This window comes from [Clostridium] polysaccharolyticum (assembly GCF_900111595.1).
GTDB lineage: Bacteria > Bacillota > Clostridia > Lachnospirales > Lachnospiraceae > Clostridium_AI > Clostridium_AI polysaccharolyticum.
This window is the reverse complement of record NZ_FOHN01000004.1, coordinates 1-18,361: the sequence shown is the minus strand read 5'-3', so window position 1 is coordinate 18,361 and position 18,361 is coordinate 1. Positions and strand designations below refer to the sequence as shown.

Genomic DNA, 18,361 nt, shown 5'->3' with positions numbered 1-18,361 from the left:
ATTCCGATCCATGAGAAATACAATCGGAGCGACTATATGAAAAATACGGGGAAAGTATAGTTTTAAATTTCCCCGCATCTTGTCTGTTTTCTGAATTTAGCTGGAGTGCAGCCTTTGATATCAATAAAGCGGTTTACGAAGTAATCCAAGTCCTTATATCCTACCTCTTCCGCTATTTCATAAATCTTTTTATCTGTACGGATTAAGCGGATTACAGCCTGCTCCATACGGAAACGGATCAGATAATCCTTAAATGACTGCCCATATCGTTTCCGGAACAGCTGTCCTAAATATGCACTGTTTACATAATACTTCTCGCTAAGCTGTTTTAGAGTAATGTTTTCTGAATAATGTTCACGTATTTCTTTATCTATATCTGCTAAAACTCCATGTGAAACGTTTTTTCTAAGCTGTGCCAGGTAATCTGCATATTCATATGCAAAACGAGTCAGGTGGGCACGGCTTCCACGTTTAATTCCTTCTTCAAAACTGCTTTCGCTGATTAATCTTAAAATTTCTTCCTGATTCACATTATCATCCTGTGATATGGCAAGATGAATTAACTGGAACAGAATATAATTAATATTTAATGTGACTATGTCCCCTGCAACTTCCATCTGCTGCATTTCCCCATAAAACTGTTCTACGCTGCTTTGAATTGCAGATCTATTATTCTGTTCAATTGCTGCAAGCAAAGAATCCAGGCTTTTCTTGCATAAAACAATTCCATTATTGGTTACCTGCACTTCATCTTCATAATCATAGATTTCTTTTTTTACGCGGAATCCACGTACAGAACGCAGCATGCAGGCAGTACTATAAGATTTTGCAATATTGGCAATTCCCTTTACTTTCTTGCCTGCCAGCATAAGAATCGGAATATTCAGTGTTTCCTTTAAACAGGATAAGAAGGATTTTAAATACTCCTCTTCATTTATTCCTTCTTCTGTGGCCATATAATCACAATATACAAAACCGATATCGTATACTTTCTCATGCCCTGAGACGTTAAAGATACAATGGGTTTCATATTTTTTCAAAAACTGCACACATGCTTTATACAATTCTCTTTGATAAGCCCATTTTTCCTCATCACTAAGTTCTTCTGCTATTCCTGTATCATCCAATGCTATCTCAATATAACGGACTTGTTCTGACAGCTTCATATTTTCTTCTACATATTGCAGATTCAGCTTATCATAATTGCCATGAATCAATGAAATTACATTTCTTGCCAGATAGGCCTGCTCCATTTTCTTAGTATCTTCTTTTTCCTGCTCCTGATGCAAACTTAGCTTCGCTATTTTTCTAAGTTCCTCAACCAGTTCTTCTTCTTTTACCGGTTTTAATATATAGTTTGTGCATTTATACTGCATAGCCTGCTGGGCATAAGAAAAATCAGCATATCCACTTACAATTACAAAATATGCATCTGTAATGTTTTCTTCCCGAATCCTTTTCAGTAATTCTAACCCCGTCATAACAGGCATCTTAATGTCTGACATAATCAGATCCACCTGATTATGCCTGACAAACTCCAAAGCCTCTTCACCATTGGATGCTGTTCCTGCTATTTCAAACCCCTCTCGATTCCAATCAATTAAAACCTTAAGTCCCTTCAAAATAAACGGTTCGTCATCTACTAATAATACCCGAAGCATCCTTATCCTCCTTAATTTTTACTGACGTAATTTCGTGGAATCCGAATCAGAATCATGGTTCCCATTCCTTTTTCACCATCAAGTTCAAATTCCACCTCATTGTTGGAAATCATTTTTAGGCGAAGACATGCATTTATCATTCCTACACGGCCTTTCTCCTTTAACGACTCAATACTGGCATGTTCCATTTTGTACCTCAGCTTTTCCATATAAATTTCATCCATGCCACATCCCGTATCCTCGATTTCAATACAGAGTTTTTCTTTCTCCTCATATACCCTTACGAAAATCCATCCAGGAACAGTCTTGCTTTCAATACCATGGACACATGCATTTTCTACAAATGTAACAATTGACAGCTTTGGAACTTTATAATGAATGCAGGATGCATCTACATCCAGTTCAAAAGATAACCGTTCTCCAAAACGGTATTTCTGAAGCCCCAGATATGCTTTTACAAAGTCTATCTCCTGTTCAATTTCAACGCTGTCATCCCCCCACTCTACATTTTTTCTTTCCATAACTGCTAATTTTTCAACCATGCTTGCCGTCTCATATTCATTCTTTAAAATACTGTGCATCCTAATGCTTTCTAATGCATTGAATAAAAAATGAGGGTTGATCTGGCTTTGTAACGCTAAAAGTTCTGCTCTAGTCCTGGCCAGCTTCATTTCTCGCTCTTTTAACTTATTTCTGTTAAGAGCACTTACAAGCACAATCGGAAAAATCAGGTTTACCAGAATCAGAACAATTGAAATTGGCAAATACTGAATCAGATCCTCGATCCGGAATCTACATTCCTTTAATACAAAAATCCTTATATCAAGACCATACAAATGCAGCGTCTTCTGATAACCGATTTTATCCCAGTCCGTAAATTGTTCCAATTGTCCTCCCATACTGCTCTTTATTTTATTGGATATTAAAATCGTATCACCACTGCATACATAAACTGGCAAATCGTAATTCAGCTTTTTCAGGCTTTCGGTCATATCACGATAATCCAGTTCCAGTTTCAATATTTTTTCTTTTCCTCTTAAAAAATAATTCAGCTTTTTTATAAAAACAAATTTTCTCTTTTTTTCAGATTCTGCGTATTGGCTATCATCATAATACAGAAACAGCATTTCATTGTTGCCAGTCTCCTGCAGATGCTTATACCATTTAGAATCTTTTATGGTTTCAATTCTTCCAAACATCCCTCCATTGACAATGCCATCGTTATCCGCATATATATTCATCCTTGCAATATCATCTGCCATATTCTCTAGCAATGTATCTTTCATAAACTTCTGCCTGCTTATAACGTAACCTAATGGTGAATGAAAATCCTGTTCCAGAAACCCTTCTATATTTTTATTTAAATAAATCTTCCTCGCCCAGCCTACCGTATTTTCCACACGATTAGTCATGCTATATTCTACCGCACTTGCATAGCTCTCCATTTTATGTCTGGTTTTCGCTTGTGTTGACTGATATATTGTATAAAAAGTAATGCTGTCCGTCACAATGAGAGGTACTAGCATACATAGAACAAACAGAAACTGTACCTTTCCTTTCTTTCGAAAATCAAGGAATCCCATTATCTTATTGCACATTCCTTCGTCTCCTCCCTGACTTTTCCCTGTTACTTTTTAAACATGCCAGCTTTCTTCCGGACCTAGGTAGGATGGCAATATGTTTTTATCTTTTCTTACAACAAGCAGTTCTTCCAGCACAAATCCTGCATCCATAGCAAATACCTCAAACTCATTCACCCCTTCATGCAAGATTACTTCCAAGTCTGTTTTATGCATATGTGCTAAAATTCCTTCACTCCATTCTGCATTTTCAGGTGCACCGCCTGCATATGTTTCTGAAACAGAACTTATTGCTTGCAGCGGTTCTTCATTTACTCGAAGACCAAACTGCAGCTTGCCACCTGACTCTAAAGGATTCGAAGGGGCTGACCGCACTTCCAGCGTATAAGCTCCTTCTTGTTCCACATAAGCCCGGTATACAGCGGATGGTCCCTTTCCTAATGTAAAGTTTTCCGTCACTGGTTCTGCCTTCATGCCACAGCCTGATTTTCCATAGTCTTCTAATTCTATCCACCGGCCTGTTTCTTTCTCTTTGCATTCTGCATAATGTGTCGCTAATATTGCTACAACACCATCTTTTTCATAAAAAGTCATTTCAGGCAGCTGTGCAGTCTGTTTTTTCTGGCCGGAAACCTCTATTGCTACTACTGTATCTCCATCACTGAGCTCCAGACATATTGTTTCTTTTGTTTCTGGCAGAGCCTCCCTGTTACAGCTTATCCTAAGAACTTCCTGCTGTTCAATATCCTGTTTTGTCCAGTTAAGAGCAAGCCATCTGCAGTCTGTACCAGTTACTGTACAGTGAATCGTTCCAATGCCATCATTGGCAGCTTCAATATCTACCCATTCTGTACCAGGATATAAAAAGTCGTCTACTGCAATACGCTCTGGCTGTCCATAATTTTTCACATGTACAGCCTCCTGATCCTTTCTGGAAACTACAAGGCGAGGTCTGTCAAATGGTTCCACCTGCATTCTTAATGGATACCGGCAGCCATCTTCATTCCATTTGCGGAATCCAATGTGCTTTCCAAGTTCCATGCCCTTCCATTTCCCATCAAATGCGAATGAAAATTCTTTCGCAAGTGCTTTGTCTTTTGCAATAGCCTCTGTTACCAGTTTCGCATATTCATTAGCTATTTTCTTTCCTTGTTTTGCATAATGTTCATTTTTTCCTGCATATAACTGCATCTGAATCAAATTCATTGATGAACGGAGAGGATAGTAAATCATGCTATAATAAGCATCTTTACAGTCTTCTGGCAGGTTTTTAAGCAGATTCTCTAGCTGTTCTATGAGCTGGCTAACCATATCAAGCATCCTATCTGTTTCCCCATAATGGGCTGGATGAAATACATAACTATGTAGGGATTCTGGTTTCCTTAAATTTGCCAGCCAGATTCCTTTTGTCAGCAAATCAGCCAGCTGTGACTTTTCTTCCTTAGAAAGCCTTCCATAAAACTGCAAAGCAATCCATTGTTCAGTAAATCGTTTTGGACTCTCTTTGCATGCTGTACCCCAGGTATCAAAATCATAGGCAAGATTCATGAAATAGGATAAAGGAAATTCATTTCCTTTTAAATCTCCTACATTGACTATCCATACTTCCCGGACACCATATTCATAACATTCTGTCATCTGTTCCCATATTTTTGAAAGCGGGGTACTATTGACCCATTCATAAGATACTGGAGAGCCATGATAATCAAAATGATAATACATGCCAAACCCGCCTTTATGGGCTTGCATTTCTTTATCTGGAAGCATTCTCATATTTCCATAGTTATCTTCACAGAACATCAGGATCATGTCTTCTAGCCCTTCCCATGAACGAAGTCCTTCTGTCTGTCCGTCCCCATAAAAATACCGTTCGACTTCTTTGTAAATGGCTAAAAGACGAGGCATTTTCTTGTCTCCATACTTTTCTATCAGCTTAAGCTGTTCTGTTATAATGTCTTTTAAAACATTAATATTGTCCTGAAGGGTTTTGGTTCCCTCCATGATGCTGTCTCGTTCTCCACGCATTCCCATTGTAATAATATTCTCATACTTGCTGCTACGTATTAAACCATCTTTCCAGTAATTTAATAGACCTTCTTTGTTTGCAACATAATTCCAGGCATTTCCGTAAGGTGTATTTTCCCCACGGTAAATATCCCATTCCTCGCTGGCTCTTAGACATGGTTCATGATGTGAATTTCCCATAATGACACCATACATATCCGCCAGTCTTGCATTTTCTTCCCCTGGCCCATCTAAAGCAAATGAAGAGGTCCACATAGCAGGCCATAAATAATTTCCTTTTAATCTTAGCAGAAGTTCAAACACTTTATCATACATTTTTGCTGTAAATCCGCCAAAATGATCAAATGTCCAGTTTCCAAAACATGGCCATTCGTCGTTAATAAAAAAGCCCCTGTACTTTACGGATGGCTCTTTTGATATCCCTTGTATATCTTCATCAATGACCAGTTCTTCCTGATATTTTGGCTTTGCATCTCCAAAGAAAACCAGTGGACTCACTCCGATGTATTCCGATAAAGCAAAGATTCCATATATGGTACCCCTTTTCTCGCTTCCATAAATCACCAAAAGTTTTTCTGTTCCTTCCCATGGCTGTTCTATAATCTGAATTCCATAAACTTCCCGTTTTCCAGCTACCTGTTCTGCACTTAGTTTACCTCGTTTACAAAGCTCAGTTACCAGTTTACTATTTTTAACGGTTGTATACAAGACCATATTTGCACTTTTTTCATCATTTTCAGAAACAATTTCTGGTGTAATGCCAGTAACAAGACAAATATCGTTGGCCGATTTTTCAGCAATTTTCCGAACTCCTTCACATTCCGTAGTTTCTATTATAATTGGAGCACAAACTCCATCCTTTACTAATTCAAATTCTTTTTTTCCCATCGTCTATTCCCATTCCCTGCAAAATGGCCATGCAGGTAACCCTTCTTTATTATATAAATTTGCATTCATTGGACAGTCTCTCCATGCAAAGCGGATGCCTTTTGGCTCTTTTACCCTTATGGAACTTGCAATAAGCTTCTCTCCTTCTATCGTAGCAGAAGCTGGATAATATGTGCCATTTGCATCCATTAATTCCACTTCACAGACTTCTCTTCCCCTCATTTCCAATCCAGTTCCTGCTCCATCAAATGCAACCTGCACTTTTCCTTCTTCTTTAACGTCTATTTCCGATACAAAAGGTCCCTGAAAAATAACATCCTCCTGATAGGATAATTTACGGATTGCAAGTGCCATTCTATGACCAAGTGTTTTTTTATCTAATGGATGTAAATCATTATACTCTCCCAAATCATAAGCAACAACCATTGCTGTCTGATCCACTGCTAATGATTTTTCTTGTGCAGCACGAAAAACTGCCCACTCTGTACTTTGATTTTCTTCTCTTCCATCTGAGAATCCTGCAAGCTGGACATATATAAATGGCAGTTCCTGCTGGAACAGATTTCTAAAACCACCAATTAAAGCTTCCATTTCTTCCACATAACGTTCTGGCAGGATTGTATTGGATTCTCCTTGATAGTATAAGAAAGCCGTATACTTCCATTTGCGCACTGGCGAAAGCATGCCATTATAAAGAGCCGCAGGGTAATATGTGAAAAATGTGCTGTTTTCCAGGACTTTCATTGGCTTCATCAGTTCATATTCCCACTCGCCTCCTAATCCAATGTACACTTCGTATTGTTTGCCTAAGCGGATACAATACTGTTTGCCTGGCATAAACCCACCATGTTCCCGGTAAATGCTTAAATGGATCTCCACTGTATTCCATCCCTCTTTTAATACGCCATCTGGAATAGAATAAATTCTTGGAGGATATTTATAACCAGTCTCTCCTATATATATTCCGTTGATATAAACAACATCGGCATCATTGATTGTTCCTAATAAAATTTCTGCTGGAATTTTTAATTCTTCTTTTTTCATGTAAAATTGTTTCGTCAAACGCATAGTTCCATGAAAATTAGCAAACTCATTTTCACACCAGATACCAGGAATCTGTATCGTTCCTTTTTTTAATGGCATTCCATCAAAAGATTCTTTTGCTTCTTGATACCACGCCTGTTCTCTTGCCTGTTCAAATGCTTCTACTTCTTTGATATATCCCGGCTTTTTACATAATTCCAATTCATCTGTATAATATCCCATTTTCCGTATGGCTGCTTCACTGCACCAGGATTTTGCTGGCGTTCCTCCAACTGCGGTCTGCATCAGACCTATTGGAATTTTGTATCTGTCTTTCAAATCTTTTGCCGTAAAATAACCAGCTGCACTAAATCCATAAAGATCATCTCCCATGGCTTTCATCCACCGTCCACCTGTTACTTCTTGCCTCTCCTCTAGAAATTCATATTCTTTTGGCACCTCAAACATACGGATATCCGGTTCACTGGTACTAGCAAGTTCTTCACGAAATAACTCTCTGGTCCGAATCAGTGGCAGTTCCATGTTAGACTGGCCACTAAGCAAAAAGACATCCCCTACCATTACGTCTTTTATGCTTCTAGTTTCATCAGCAGTAATTGTCAATGTATAGGGACCACCTGCTGGCAAATCTGGCAAATCTATTTCAAAATATCCATTTGCATCTGCCATTCCCCCAAATGTCTTTTCTTCCAATGTTCCTTCTATATTCTGATTGGGTTTTGTATTTCCCCATATTATATTTGTTTTTCCTCTCTGTAACACCATTCCATCTGAAAATAAGAATGATAACTGCATATTCATTACCTCCTTATAGGATATTTGTACTATCTTAATTTTATGTTAGCAACATTACTGTACAATTTCTCTCCAAAACTTGCGGGATGGTATTCGTTTTTTGCTAATTTCTTTTATTAAATTTACACAGAACAAAATCTGAGTTCCTCAGACTCTCACAACTGGAATGTACTCGGAGGAACTCAGACTTTGCCGCACCAGATGGGTGTCTCTGTCTTTTAGCTGTCGCTGTCTTTTAGCTGTCGCTGTCTTTTAGCTGTCGCTGTCTTTTAGCGACTATCTTCCTTACCCATCTGTGTGCATCCTGTGCCCTTCTTTTTCAGGGCACTTTTTATTTGATAGGGGAGGACTCACAGAGGACTTTCTTATCAAATAAAAAAAGAACAGGTCTGGCAGAATTGCTTTCCCTGTTCTTTTTATGTCCATCAAAAGAAAAATCCTGCCCCCTAAAAGCAAAGTTCCTCTTTTTCTATATCTTTAAAAATTTTCATTTTCTTTAAGCCAGATTGGAATATCCAATCAGATGCTCATCTACAGCTTTGGCAACTTCACGGCCTTCTCGAATTGCCCAGACAACCAGTGACTGACCTCTGTGCATATCCCCAGCAGCAAATACATTTTCTGCACTTGTAGCATACTTTCCAGCTTTTGTAAGTACATTGGTTCTCTCATTTAATTTCACGTTAAATGCCTTTGATACATACTGCTGTGTTCCTAAAAAACCTGCTGCAATCAATACGATATCTACCTCTAATTCATATTCAGAACCAGCTACTTCCACCATCATCATGCGGCCAGTCTTTTCATCTTTCTGGCTTTTAAGCTTCACACAGACTGCCTTGCAGACATTTCCCTTATCATCCTTAATAAATTCCTTAACCGTAGTCTGATAAATTCTAGGATCTCCACCATAAACTGCAATGGCTTCTTCTTGGCCATAGTCTGTCTTTAAGACCTTAGGCCACTCTGGCCAAGGATTGCTGTCAAGTCTTTTCTCTGGAAGTTTTGGCATCATTTCCAATTGGATAACACTCTTAGCACCAAGACGGATACTTGAGCCAACACAGTCATTTCCAGTATCCCCACCACCGATAACAAGTACATTTTTATTCTTGCATGAAATAAAGCTGTTATCTTTAAACTCAGAATCTAACAGACTCTTAGTAGTTCTTGTAAGAAAATCAACTGCAAAATAAATTCCATTGGCATCTCTTCCTGGAACCTTAATATCTCTTGGATTAGAGGCACCACAGCATAAAATTACACTATCAAATTCTTTTAACAGCTTTGCCGCTTTCACATCTTTGCCTACGTCACAGCAAGTCAAGAAAGCAACTCCTTCCTCTTTCATAAGATTAACCTTACGGTCGATAACATGCTTCTCTAGTTTCATATTTGGAATGCCATACATTAACAATCCACCAATACGGTCACTTCTTTCAAATACTGTTACACAATGACCTCTCTTGTTTAACTGATCTGCTGCTGCCAAACCAGAAGGACCAGAACCTACAATAGCTATTTTCTTGCCTGTACGGACTTTTGGAGGATTTGGTTTTATGTAACCTTTTTCGTATGCATTTTCAATAATATAGTTTTCGTTTTCTTTAATGGAAACAGGATTTCCGTTGAGCCCGCAAGTACATGCTGCTTCACAAGGAGAAGGGCAGACACGAGAAGTAAACTCTGGGAAATTGTTTGTTTTCTGCAGACGGTGTAATGCCTGCTCAAAGTTATTTGTATATAATAAATCATTCCACTCTGGAATCAGGTTGTTCAGAGGGCAGCCTGACGCCATCCCTCCGATTAACATTCCAGATTGGCAAAATGGAACACCACAATTCATGCATCTTGCAGCCTGTTCCGTACGTTCTTCCTCTGACAGTGGTGTATGAAATTCACAAAAGTTTTTGATGCGCTCCAAAGGTTCCACTGCAGTACTATTTTTCCTATCATAATCTAAAAATCCAGTTGGTTTTCCCATAATCCGCTCCCTCCTACTTTCTTACATTAGAATAAAATGCTTCGATTTGTGCCTGCTCACTTGACAATCCCTTTTCTTCCATCTGAACAATTGTCTTTAACATACGTTTGTAATCATGTGGAATGATCTTTTTAAATTTAGGAAGATACTCTTTGAAGTTCTCAAGAATTTCTTTTCCTTTTTCCGAGCTGGTGTATTTCACATGTTCTTCAATCATAGTCTTTAGTTCTAATACGTCGTATTTATCTGTAACAGCCTCTGTTAATACCAGTTCCTTATTAAGTTTTAGATATAAGTCGCTCTTCTCATCTAATACATAAGCGATGCCACCAGACATACCTGCTGCAAAGTTTTTGCCAGTATCTCCAAGAACTGCTACTCGTCCACCTGTCATGTATTCGCATCCGTGGTCACCAACACCTTCTACAACAGCAGTAGCACCTGAATTCCGAACACAGAAACGTTCTCCTGCTACACCATTGATAAAGGCTTTGCCACTTGTAGCACCGTACAATGCAACATTACCAATGATAATATTTTCATCCGCTTTAAAGGTAGTTCCTTTTGGAGGATATACAACAATTTTGCCACCAGACAAACCTTTTCCTAAGTAATCATTGCTGTCACCACAAAGTTCCAAAGTAAGACCTTTTGGTATAAATGCACCAAAACTTTGTCCACCAGCACCATTACATTTAATAGTAAATGTGTCTTCTTCCAAAGTATTGTCAAAACGTCTAGTAATTTCTGCACCGAAAATAGTTCCTAATGCTCGGTCCGTATTCGTTACCTCTACTTCAATTGTCTTCTTCTGCCCAGTTGCCAGGTTATTTTTAAATTTCTTTAAGAATATAGATTCATCAATTGTCTTCTCAAGTTCAAAGTCATATATCTGAGCTGGATTAAACTGGTTGTTGTCTTTGTCATCAAACTGATTATCAAGGATTGCAGACAAGTCTACTTTATCTGCGAATTTATTCCCAACAGCACGGCGTTTTAACAGATCCGTACGTCCGATTAATTCATTGACTGTTTTTACGCCTAATTTTGCCATATATTCACGTAATTCCTGAGCAATAAAGCGCATAAAGTTTTCTACATATTCTGGTTTTCCTTTAAATCTCTTGCGAAGCTCTGGGTTCTGTGTCGCTATACCTACTGGACAGGTATCCAGATTACATACACGCATCATAACACATCCCATAGCTACCAATGGAGCTGTAGCAAAACCATATTCTTCTGCTCCAAGCATCGCAGCAATTGCAACATCACGGCCACTCATTAACTTACCATCTGTTTCGATTACAACTTTGCTACGAAGTCCATTCATCATCAGGGTCTGATGTGTTTCAGCAAGACCAAGTTCCCAAGGAAGCCCTGCATTGTGGATAGAACTCTTAGGAGCCGCTCCTGTACCGCCATCATAACCAGAGATAAGAATTACTCCTGCTCCTGCCTTGGCAACACCAGCTGCGACAGTACCAACCCCTGCTTCTGAAACTAACTTAACAGAAATTCTTGCATCCGTATTGGAGTTCTTTAAATCGTAGATAAGCTGTGCCAAATCTTCGATAGAGTAAATATCATGATGAGGTGGTGGGGAAATTAAGCTTACACCTGGTGTTGAATTTCTTGTTCTGGCGATCCAAGGATATACCTTTCCTCCTGGCAAATGTCCACCTTCACCAGGTTTTGCACCCTGTGCCATTTTAATCTGAATTTCCTTAGCACTTACTAAATATCTGGAATCTACACCAAAACGTCCAGAAGCAACCTGCTTGATTGCGGAACAGCGATCCACTTTGCTGCCTGCACTGGCAAGACGTTCTAAGCTTTCTCCACCTTCACCAGTATTGGATTTGCCTCCTAATCGGTTCATGGCAATTGCTAGTGTTTCATGGGCTTCTTGTGAAATGGAACCATATGACATAGCACCTGTTTTAAAACGTTTTACAATAGAGTCCACACTTTCTACTTCTTTTATGTCAATCCCTTGTTCTGGATAGTCAAATTCAAGTAATCCACGTAAATTGATACATCCCTCTTCCTTATCAATACAAGCTGTATACTCTTTGAAGGTATCGTAGTTGCCAGTTCTAGTTGCCATCTGCAATAAATGAATGGTCTGTGGATTGTATAAATGCTCCTCTTTATCTGCACCACTTCTCAATTTATGGCTTCCTGTTGTTTCCAGTGTTAAATCTACATTTAATCCTAATGGGTCAAATGCTTTCGTATGAAGATTATCCACTTGTTTCTCAATATCTTTAATATCAATGCCACCAATTCGGCTTACTGTTCCAGTAAAGTAACGGTCGATTACATTTTTGCTTAAACCAATTCCTTCAAAAATCTTAGAACCCTGATAGGACTGGATTGTAGAAATCCCCATTTTAGAAGCAATCTTTACAATACCAGAAATAACTGCTTTGTTGTAATCCTCTACTGCTGCATAGTAATCTTTATTTAACATATTTTTGCCTATTAATTCTTTAATGGTATCCAGTGCTAAGTATGGATTCACAGCACAGACACCATATCCTAATAACGTTGCAAAATGATGAACTTCTCTTGGCTCAGCACTTTCCAGAATCATCGCAACACTTGTTCTCTTCTTTGTACGGACTAAATGCTGCTGTAATGCAGAAATAGCAAGCAAAGAAGGAATTGGAACATGGTTTTCGTCCACTCCACGGTCACTTAGGATTAAAATGTTTGCACCATCACGATATGCACGATCCGCTTCTACGAATAAACGGTCAATTGCTTTTTCCAAGGATGTGTTTTTGTAGAACAGGATTGAAATTACTTCTACTTTAAATCCTTCTGCTTTCATATTTTTAATTTTAAGCAGATCTGTATTGGTTAAAATAGGATTATTAATTCTTAATACATGGCAGTTTTCTGGTTTCTGCTCTAATAAGTTTCCATCTTCGCCAATATAAACTGCTGTAGATGTAACTACTTTTTCACGAATCGCATCAATTGGAGGGTTCGTTACTTGTGCGAACAGCTGTCTAAAATAATTAAATAACGGCTGTGGCTTATCGGATAACACTGGAATGGCAGAATCCATCCCCATAGCTGCTGTTGGCTCTCCACCATTCATTGCCATAGGTACAATAGAATCTTTGATTTCTTCATATGTATAACCAAATGCCTTCTGAATTCTCGCTCTTTCCTCATCACTTAATTCTTCCACTTTTTCATTTGGAATTTTTAAATCTTTTAAGTGAATCAGATTACCATCTAACCATTCACCAAAAGGCTGGCTAGAAGCATAGCAGCTCTTCAAATCGTCATCATCAATAATTTCACCTTTTACAGTATCTACCAAAAGCATTTTTCCAGGTCTTAAACGGGCTTTCTTTACAATCTTCTTGGCAGGAATCTCTAATACTCCAACCTCTGATGATAAGATAACTTCATCATCTGTTGTGACGTAGTAACGAGAAGGACGCAAACCGTTTCGGTCAAGGACTGCTCCCATCTGGTCCCCATCTGAGAAAAGAATTGAGGCCGGTCCATCCCATGCTTCCATCATAGTCTCATAATACTGATAGAAATCTTTCTTATCCTGAGAAATGTATTTGTTGTTATACCAAGGTTCTGGAATCGTAATCATAACGGCAAGTGGAAGTTCCATGCCGCTCATAACTAAAAATTCTAAAGTATTATCCAGCATCGCTGAGTCAGAACCTTCTGTATTCACTACTGGAAGCACTTTATGCAGCTCACCTTTTAAATGTTCGGATTCCATAGTTTCTTCACGTGCCAGCATTTTATCTGCATTCCCCCGGATGGTATTGATTTCTCCATTATGCACAATAAAGCGGTTTGGATGCGCTCTCTGCCAGCTTGGCTGTGTATTCGTACTGAAACGGGAATGTACCATTGCAATTGCAGATTCATAATCTTTATCCTGTAAATCACGGAAGAAGGAACGAAGCTGATCTACTAAAAACATACCTTTGTATACAATCGTCCTGCTCGATAAAGAAACTACATATGTATCATCATTACTTTGCTCGAAAATTCTTCTTGCAATATACAGCTTTCTATCAAAATCAAGCCCTTTGTTTACATTCTTTGGCTTTTTAATGAAGCATTGTAAAATGCAAGGCATGCATTCTACTGCTGTATGACCAAGAATCTCTGGATAGGTAGGAACCTTTCTCCATCCAAGCAAGGATAACCCTTCTTTTTCCACAATGACTTCAAACATTTTCATTGCCTGTCTTCTGCTTAATTCATCTTGTGGGAAGAAAAACATCCCCACTCCATATTCTCTCTCTCCACCAAGGTCAATTTTCATTTCCTTAGCAGCCTTGCTAAAGAATTTGTGGGAGATCTGAAGCAGAATGCCAACACCGTCACCAGTTTTTCCTTCTGCATCTTTCCCCGCACGATGCTCTAAGTTTTCAACAATTTTCAGAGCACCTTCTACTGTACTATGTGTTTTCTTTCCCTTTATATTTACGATTGCTCCTATACCACAGTTGTCATGTTCAAATCGTGGGTCATATAAGCCTGCCTGGCTTCGTTTACATTCTTCCATTACTTTTTTCATGTAAATCCTCCTTCTTGCATTCCTTAGTCCTTTGCATTCTGTTCCCTAATCCATAATCAGGTGGGCATTTTTATAGAAAATGGAGTTACTGCAATTTGTTATAACAAAATGTAAGTTCCTCAAATCCTCATGACTAAAAACTGTTCTAAACACAAAAAAGGCATCCTGGAATCAAAAGATTCCAGAACACCTTTGTTCATTGGAATTGATTATAATACATGTAATTAAGAAAAACAAGATAGTTTTTAAAAAACTTTAGAAAATTAATTTATTTTTTTCAATACTTTAATATTTTATCAGAGTCATAAAATATTGCACACCTACACCTGCTGTCCAAATAAAAATATAATCTCCTTTTTTGACTCGGCCTTCCTTTATTGCCTCATGCAGACAGAGAAAAGTACAATTAGCGCCTGTATAGCCAAACCTGTCACCTACATAAATCCGTTGTTCTTCTTTCACCCCCAGCTCATTTAAAAGCTGAGTGCCCAGATCTTTTGAAAATTGCGAGGTACAAAAAAGCTTTATATCATCAAAATCCAGATTATGCTCTACAAGTAACCTATTAATAATTTCAAATGATTTATCCATTGCGAGTTCAATTGTTTCTACATAGGCGTACCTCTCACTTAAAGATGCCTGAAAAGACTTTGAAAGTCCACATTTAGGAATCTTTACTGCCTTCAGATCCTGTATTACCGTATAGTATTCCGTATCTATTAATTTAGTCTGATCGCCCGTTTTCTCTAATATTACTGCTGCTGCTGCATCACCATAACAGACATTATTCATAATGTCCTTTGGATCAAACATAATGCTTAGACATTCTGCCCCTACCAGTAATGCCCGCTTAACTTTATTGGATGCAGACATATATCTGCTTAACTGCTCCAGTGCCATTAGCATTCCAGCACAATTCGCATTCAAATCATAGCATAAACAGTTTTCGGAGCCACCTATTTCATTACAAATAAATATAGCCCCTGGTGGACTGACATATTCACTGCTAAACGTGCAAAAACAGATTATGTCAATATCCCCCCCAGACAAACCTGTTTTCTTAAGAACTTCTTTGCTAGCACCTACAGCTAACGAAGTAGCGTTTTCCCCCAGATCTGGATTTATCACATATCGTTCTTTTCTTCCTAACATATCTTCTGCTACCATCTCTGCATAATAACCTTGATTCTTGTAGTATTTTACATAATACTCATTATCACGCAGAGTCTGCGGAAGATAAATGGCTATATCTTTAATTTCGATTCCCCTTACCTCATTCATCATACCACCTCAATATTTCCTTTACTAATGCTGTTGCATTAAGCTGCTTTATTCTTTTTCTCCCTCTGTTATTTCATTTTGGGATTCATTATAGCCGGAATAATACCTGCTATAATGAATCCGCAAAATAAGAACAAAAACCCAGCATGCCCCTCTCTACATGCAATTGCTTTATTTCTTACACAAAAAGGATTCTCTTAAAGACTGCAGCATTCTGCAACTTCCATACATATGTCTTTCAGTTTTTTATCATCACGTTTTAAAAGACGCAGCCTTACACCAAATTCATCAAATAAAGTTGCTGCTAAATTTACTAAATCCAACGAGTTTAAACCTAATTCTCCTGTTGTTACATCCATATCATCAATAAATTCTGAATCAATCCCCATCTCATTCAATTTTTTCAATAAACATACTTTTACTTTTTCCATAACTAAAAACCCCTTTTCCTTTAAATTATTGTCTCCTAATATTTTTTCATCCTTATCCTTTTTCATTTCTTAACCTCTGTTCTGCACTCCTGACGGTCGTTATCTTTTTACTATTGTCTCAAGTGCATCAATCAGATCACTTACTTTTGAAATAAGTTCAATAAATTCTTCCATCTTGTCCTGAATCATTTCACTTATCTCAAATCCTTCTGTTGAAACAGCTGACACTTCTTGAGTTGCTCCAGATAACTGACTGATAGCATCTACAATCGTTCTATTAGAACTTGTCAATGTACCAATGTCGTCACGGATTTCATCTAAATTCTGTATCAGATTCGTAACATCATTTCCCGTCTGAATAAAACTTACATTCATTTCATCAACCTTTTCCCCCTGAAGCTTGATGCTTGATACGGATTCTGTTAGAATCTTCAATGTTTCATTTGCTGCCTGTGTTAAATCAGTGATAATTTCCCCAATCTTCCCCGTTGAAACTCTAGTATCTTCTGACAATACACGTATTTCTTCCGCTACTACAGCAAAACCACGTCCAGCATCTCCTGCTCTTGCTGCCTCAATTGATGCATTCAGTGCTAACAGATTGGTCTGGTTTGAGATGTTTAAAATGGTTTCGAGAATTGAGGATACATCTTGTACTTTTTTACTTAATGCCTGCATTTTTTCTGTCATTTCATTTGTATAATTATTAACTTTTTCTGACTGTTCCATAACAGTCTTTGACATATTGACCCCTGCTTCCACAGTTACCAATACTGTATTGGCAGTTTCCTTAACATGATTTGCATGCTTATCCGTTTCGGAGATGATATTTTGTATTTCACTAGTGGATAAAGCTTGATTTTGAATTTCTTCCGCAGTTGAATCAACGCTTTCTGAAAGATCTTTCATAAATGACTTATTACGATTTACCTGCTCCTTAATATTCCTTAAATTCTCATGAACTGTAACGAAAATAGAAGCTACCTCATCACTTGTCGCAGTCACTTCTTCTACAACTGCTTTCTGTTTGTCAATTCGTTCCTGAAGTGAACTTCTGCTCTCCGAAACATAATTTTGAAATACCGTCGTTAATGCTACGCAAACAAGACTTATGATAAGAGTCATTACAATAATCATTACAACAGTACCTGAATCAATTGTCTCTTTTTTAATTTTAATTTGATAGATTAAATTAGAAAACACAATAAGAATAGTTGACAAATCAATAAAAATTGTCAGCCTCATGCTCATGTAAGCAACACATCCAAACATGATAGCAAAACTGACTGCATATGTACTTTGGGCTCCTGCTGAATATACACCTAACGTGTCTATTGTGAGCCATGCCCCCATTAATATATACCTCAGCTTATTGTCAAAAGCAAACATTTTAAAACTCACTGTTGACACAGCTGCACATATAATCAATGTTATAAGCAAAAACTTAGCTACTCCATTACTATTATCTGCCATAACCATAGCACCATTAGCTAAAATTAAAATCGTACATACAACCATTAAGCTAACATACAATAACTTATTTGCCCTGCCTAATTGACGTTTTTCAAAATCCATCTTTTTCCTCCCCTTCACCTCCGTTCCTGATAACAGAAACAAGACCCCATTTCCTGGCCTCCTATACATTTAGTTTCAGAAAACTTTACGAGGTTTCATTTTTATCATTCCTTTTCCTTTTATCCTTTGTAATTTTGGACTTTTCCACTTACGCAGTTTACAGGAATTCCAAATTCATTCCCTCTGGTGAACATTCACTTATAAACTTTTCACCTCCAGTAACATATTGAGCTGGTATAATAAAGTTGTAACACCTTGGCATAGAATTCTGATATAATCATAATAATTCAATCAAGGAGTAACAAATATGGCTAACTATAATAAATATGATCCTGAATTAAAGGAAAAAGTTTTACACCTCTATCTGGAAGAGGGTCGTACAAAAAAAAGCCTTACAGAAGAATACCATCTTGGACAAGGCACAATCACTTACTGGATACAACAGCGACGTAAAGAATGCCAAACAAATACAACCGTAAAGGAACAGACAGACGCTTATGAAGAAAATAAAAGGCTTCGTCGTGAAC

The 18,361-nt window shown here is 37.9% G+C and carries 10 protein-coding genes; 1 reads left to right on the top strand and 9 read right to left on the bottom strand.

The features are described 5' to 3' along the window. Positions 1 to 62: 62 nt before the first annotated feature. The 9 genes from BMY85_RS03380 to BMY85_RS03340 all read right to left on the bottom strand — a co-directional run bounded on the left by BMY85_RS03380 (position 63) and on the right by BMY85_RS03340 (position 17,834). Positions 63 to 1,661 carry a response regulator transcription factor gene (locus BMY85_RS03380; RefSeq protein ID WP_092476477.1) on the bottom strand — a complete coding sequence of 533 codons (1,599 nt, stop codon included), beginning with the start codon at positions 1,659 to 1,661 and terminating at the stop codon, positions 63 to 65. 11 nt (positions 1,662 to 1,672) lie between these two features. Then, positions 1,673 to 3,259 carry a sensor histidine kinase gene (locus BMY85_RS03375; RefSeq protein ID WP_092476475.1) on the bottom strand — a complete coding sequence of 529 codons (1,587 nt, stop codon included), beginning with the start codon at positions 3,257 to 3,259 and terminating at the stop codon, positions 1,673 to 1,675. Between the two features lie 36 nt (positions 3,260 to 3,295). Beyond that, positions 3,296 to 6,154, bottom strand: coding sequence for a glycosyl hydrolase 115 family protein (locus BMY85_RS03370; protein ID WP_092476472.1), 2,859 nt, complete (start codon positions 6,152 to 6,154; stop codon positions 3,296 to 3,298). Between the two features lie 3 nt (positions 6,155 to 6,157). After that, positions 6,158 to 7,993, bottom strand: a complete 1,836-nt coding sequence (locus BMY85_RS03365; protein WP_177180604.1) for a sialate O-acetylesterase — start codon at positions 7,991 to 7,993, stop codon at positions 6,158 to 6,160. 496 nt (positions 7,994 to 8,489) lie between these two features. After that, the gene (locus tag BMY85_RS03360; RefSeq protein WP_092476467.1) at positions 8,490 to 9,977 is read right to left on the bottom strand and encodes a glutamate synthase subunit beta; all 1,488 of its coding nucleotides are present in this window, start codon (positions 9,975 to 9,977) and stop codon (positions 8,490 to 8,492) included. Positions 9,978 to 9,990: 13 nt separating this feature from the next. Further along, entirely contained in the window at positions 9,991 to 14,547 is a 4,557-nt protein-coding gene (gene gltB, locus BMY85_RS03355; protein ID WP_330387201.1) for a glutamate synthase large subunit, read from the bottom strand. A 285-nt stretch (positions 14,548 to 14,832) separates the two neighbouring features. Continuing rightward, positions 14,833 to 15,828, bottom strand: a complete 996-nt coding sequence (locus BMY85_RS03350) for a 3-oxoacyl-ACP synthase III family protein (protein ID WP_177180603.1) — start codon at positions 15,826 to 15,828, stop codon at positions 14,833 to 14,835. A 197-nt stretch (positions 15,829 to 16,025) separates the two neighbouring features. Next, positions 16,026 to 16,325 (bottom strand): acyl carrier protein, encoded by a 300-nt coding sequence (locus BMY85_RS03345; protein WP_092476463.1) that lies wholly within the window; start codon positions 16,323 to 16,325, stop codon positions 16,026 to 16,028. Between the two features lie 33 nt (positions 16,326 to 16,358). Beyond that, positions 16,359 to 17,834 (bottom strand): methyl-accepting chemotaxis protein, encoded by a 1,476-nt coding sequence (locus BMY85_RS03340; RefSeq protein ID WP_177180602.1) that lies wholly within the window; start codon positions 17,832 to 17,834, stop codon positions 16,359 to 16,361. A gap of 307 nt (positions 17,835 to 18,141) precedes the next feature. On the opposite strand from BMY85_RS03340, the gene BMY85_RS03335 reads away from it, so the two are divergent. Next, on the top strand, positions 18,142 to 18,361 hold a 220-nt coding region (locus BMY85_RS03335), incomplete at its 3' end, for a transposase (RefSeq protein WP_143066311.1).

What these genes read in the sequence shown, in the direction of transcription:
- gltB (WP_330387201.1), bottom strand. Translation starts at nt 14,547, where the DNA reads ATGAAAAAAGTAATGGAAGAATGTAAACGAAGCCAGGCAGGCTTATAT.
- BMY85_RS03375 (WP_092476475.1), bottom strand. Translation starts at nt 3,259, where the DNA reads ATGTGCAATAAGATAATGGGATTCCTTGATTTTCGAAAGAAAGGAAAG.
- BMY85_RS03350 (WP_177180603.1), bottom strand. Translation starts at nt 15,828, where the DNA reads ATGAATGAGGTAAGGGGAATCGAAATTAAAGATATAGCCATTTATCTT.
- BMY85_RS03380 (WP_092476477.1), bottom strand. Translation starts at nt 1,661, where the DNA reads ATGCTTCGGGTATTATTAGTAGATGACGAACCGTTTATTTTGAAGGGA.
- BMY85_RS03360 (WP_092476467.1), bottom strand. Translation starts at nt 9,977, where the DNA reads ATGGGAAAACCAACTGGATTTTTAGATTATGATAGGAAAAATAGTACT.
- BMY85_RS03345 (WP_092476463.1), bottom strand. Translation starts at nt 16,325, where the DNA reads ATGAAAAAGGATAAGGATGAAAAAATATTAGGAGACAATAATTTAAAG.
- BMY85_RS03365 (WP_177180604.1), bottom strand. Translation starts at nt 7,993, where the DNA reads ATGCAGTTATCATTCTTATTTTCAGATGGAATGGTGTTACAGAGAGGA.
- BMY85_RS03370 (WP_092476472.1), bottom strand. Translation starts at nt 6,154, where the DNA reads ATGGGAAAAAAAGAATTTGAATTAGTAAAGGATGGAGTTTGTGCTCCA.
- BMY85_RS03340 (WP_177180602.1), bottom strand. Translation starts at nt 17,834, where the DNA reads ATGGATTTTGAAAAACGTCAATTAGGCAGGGCAAATAAGTTATTGTAT.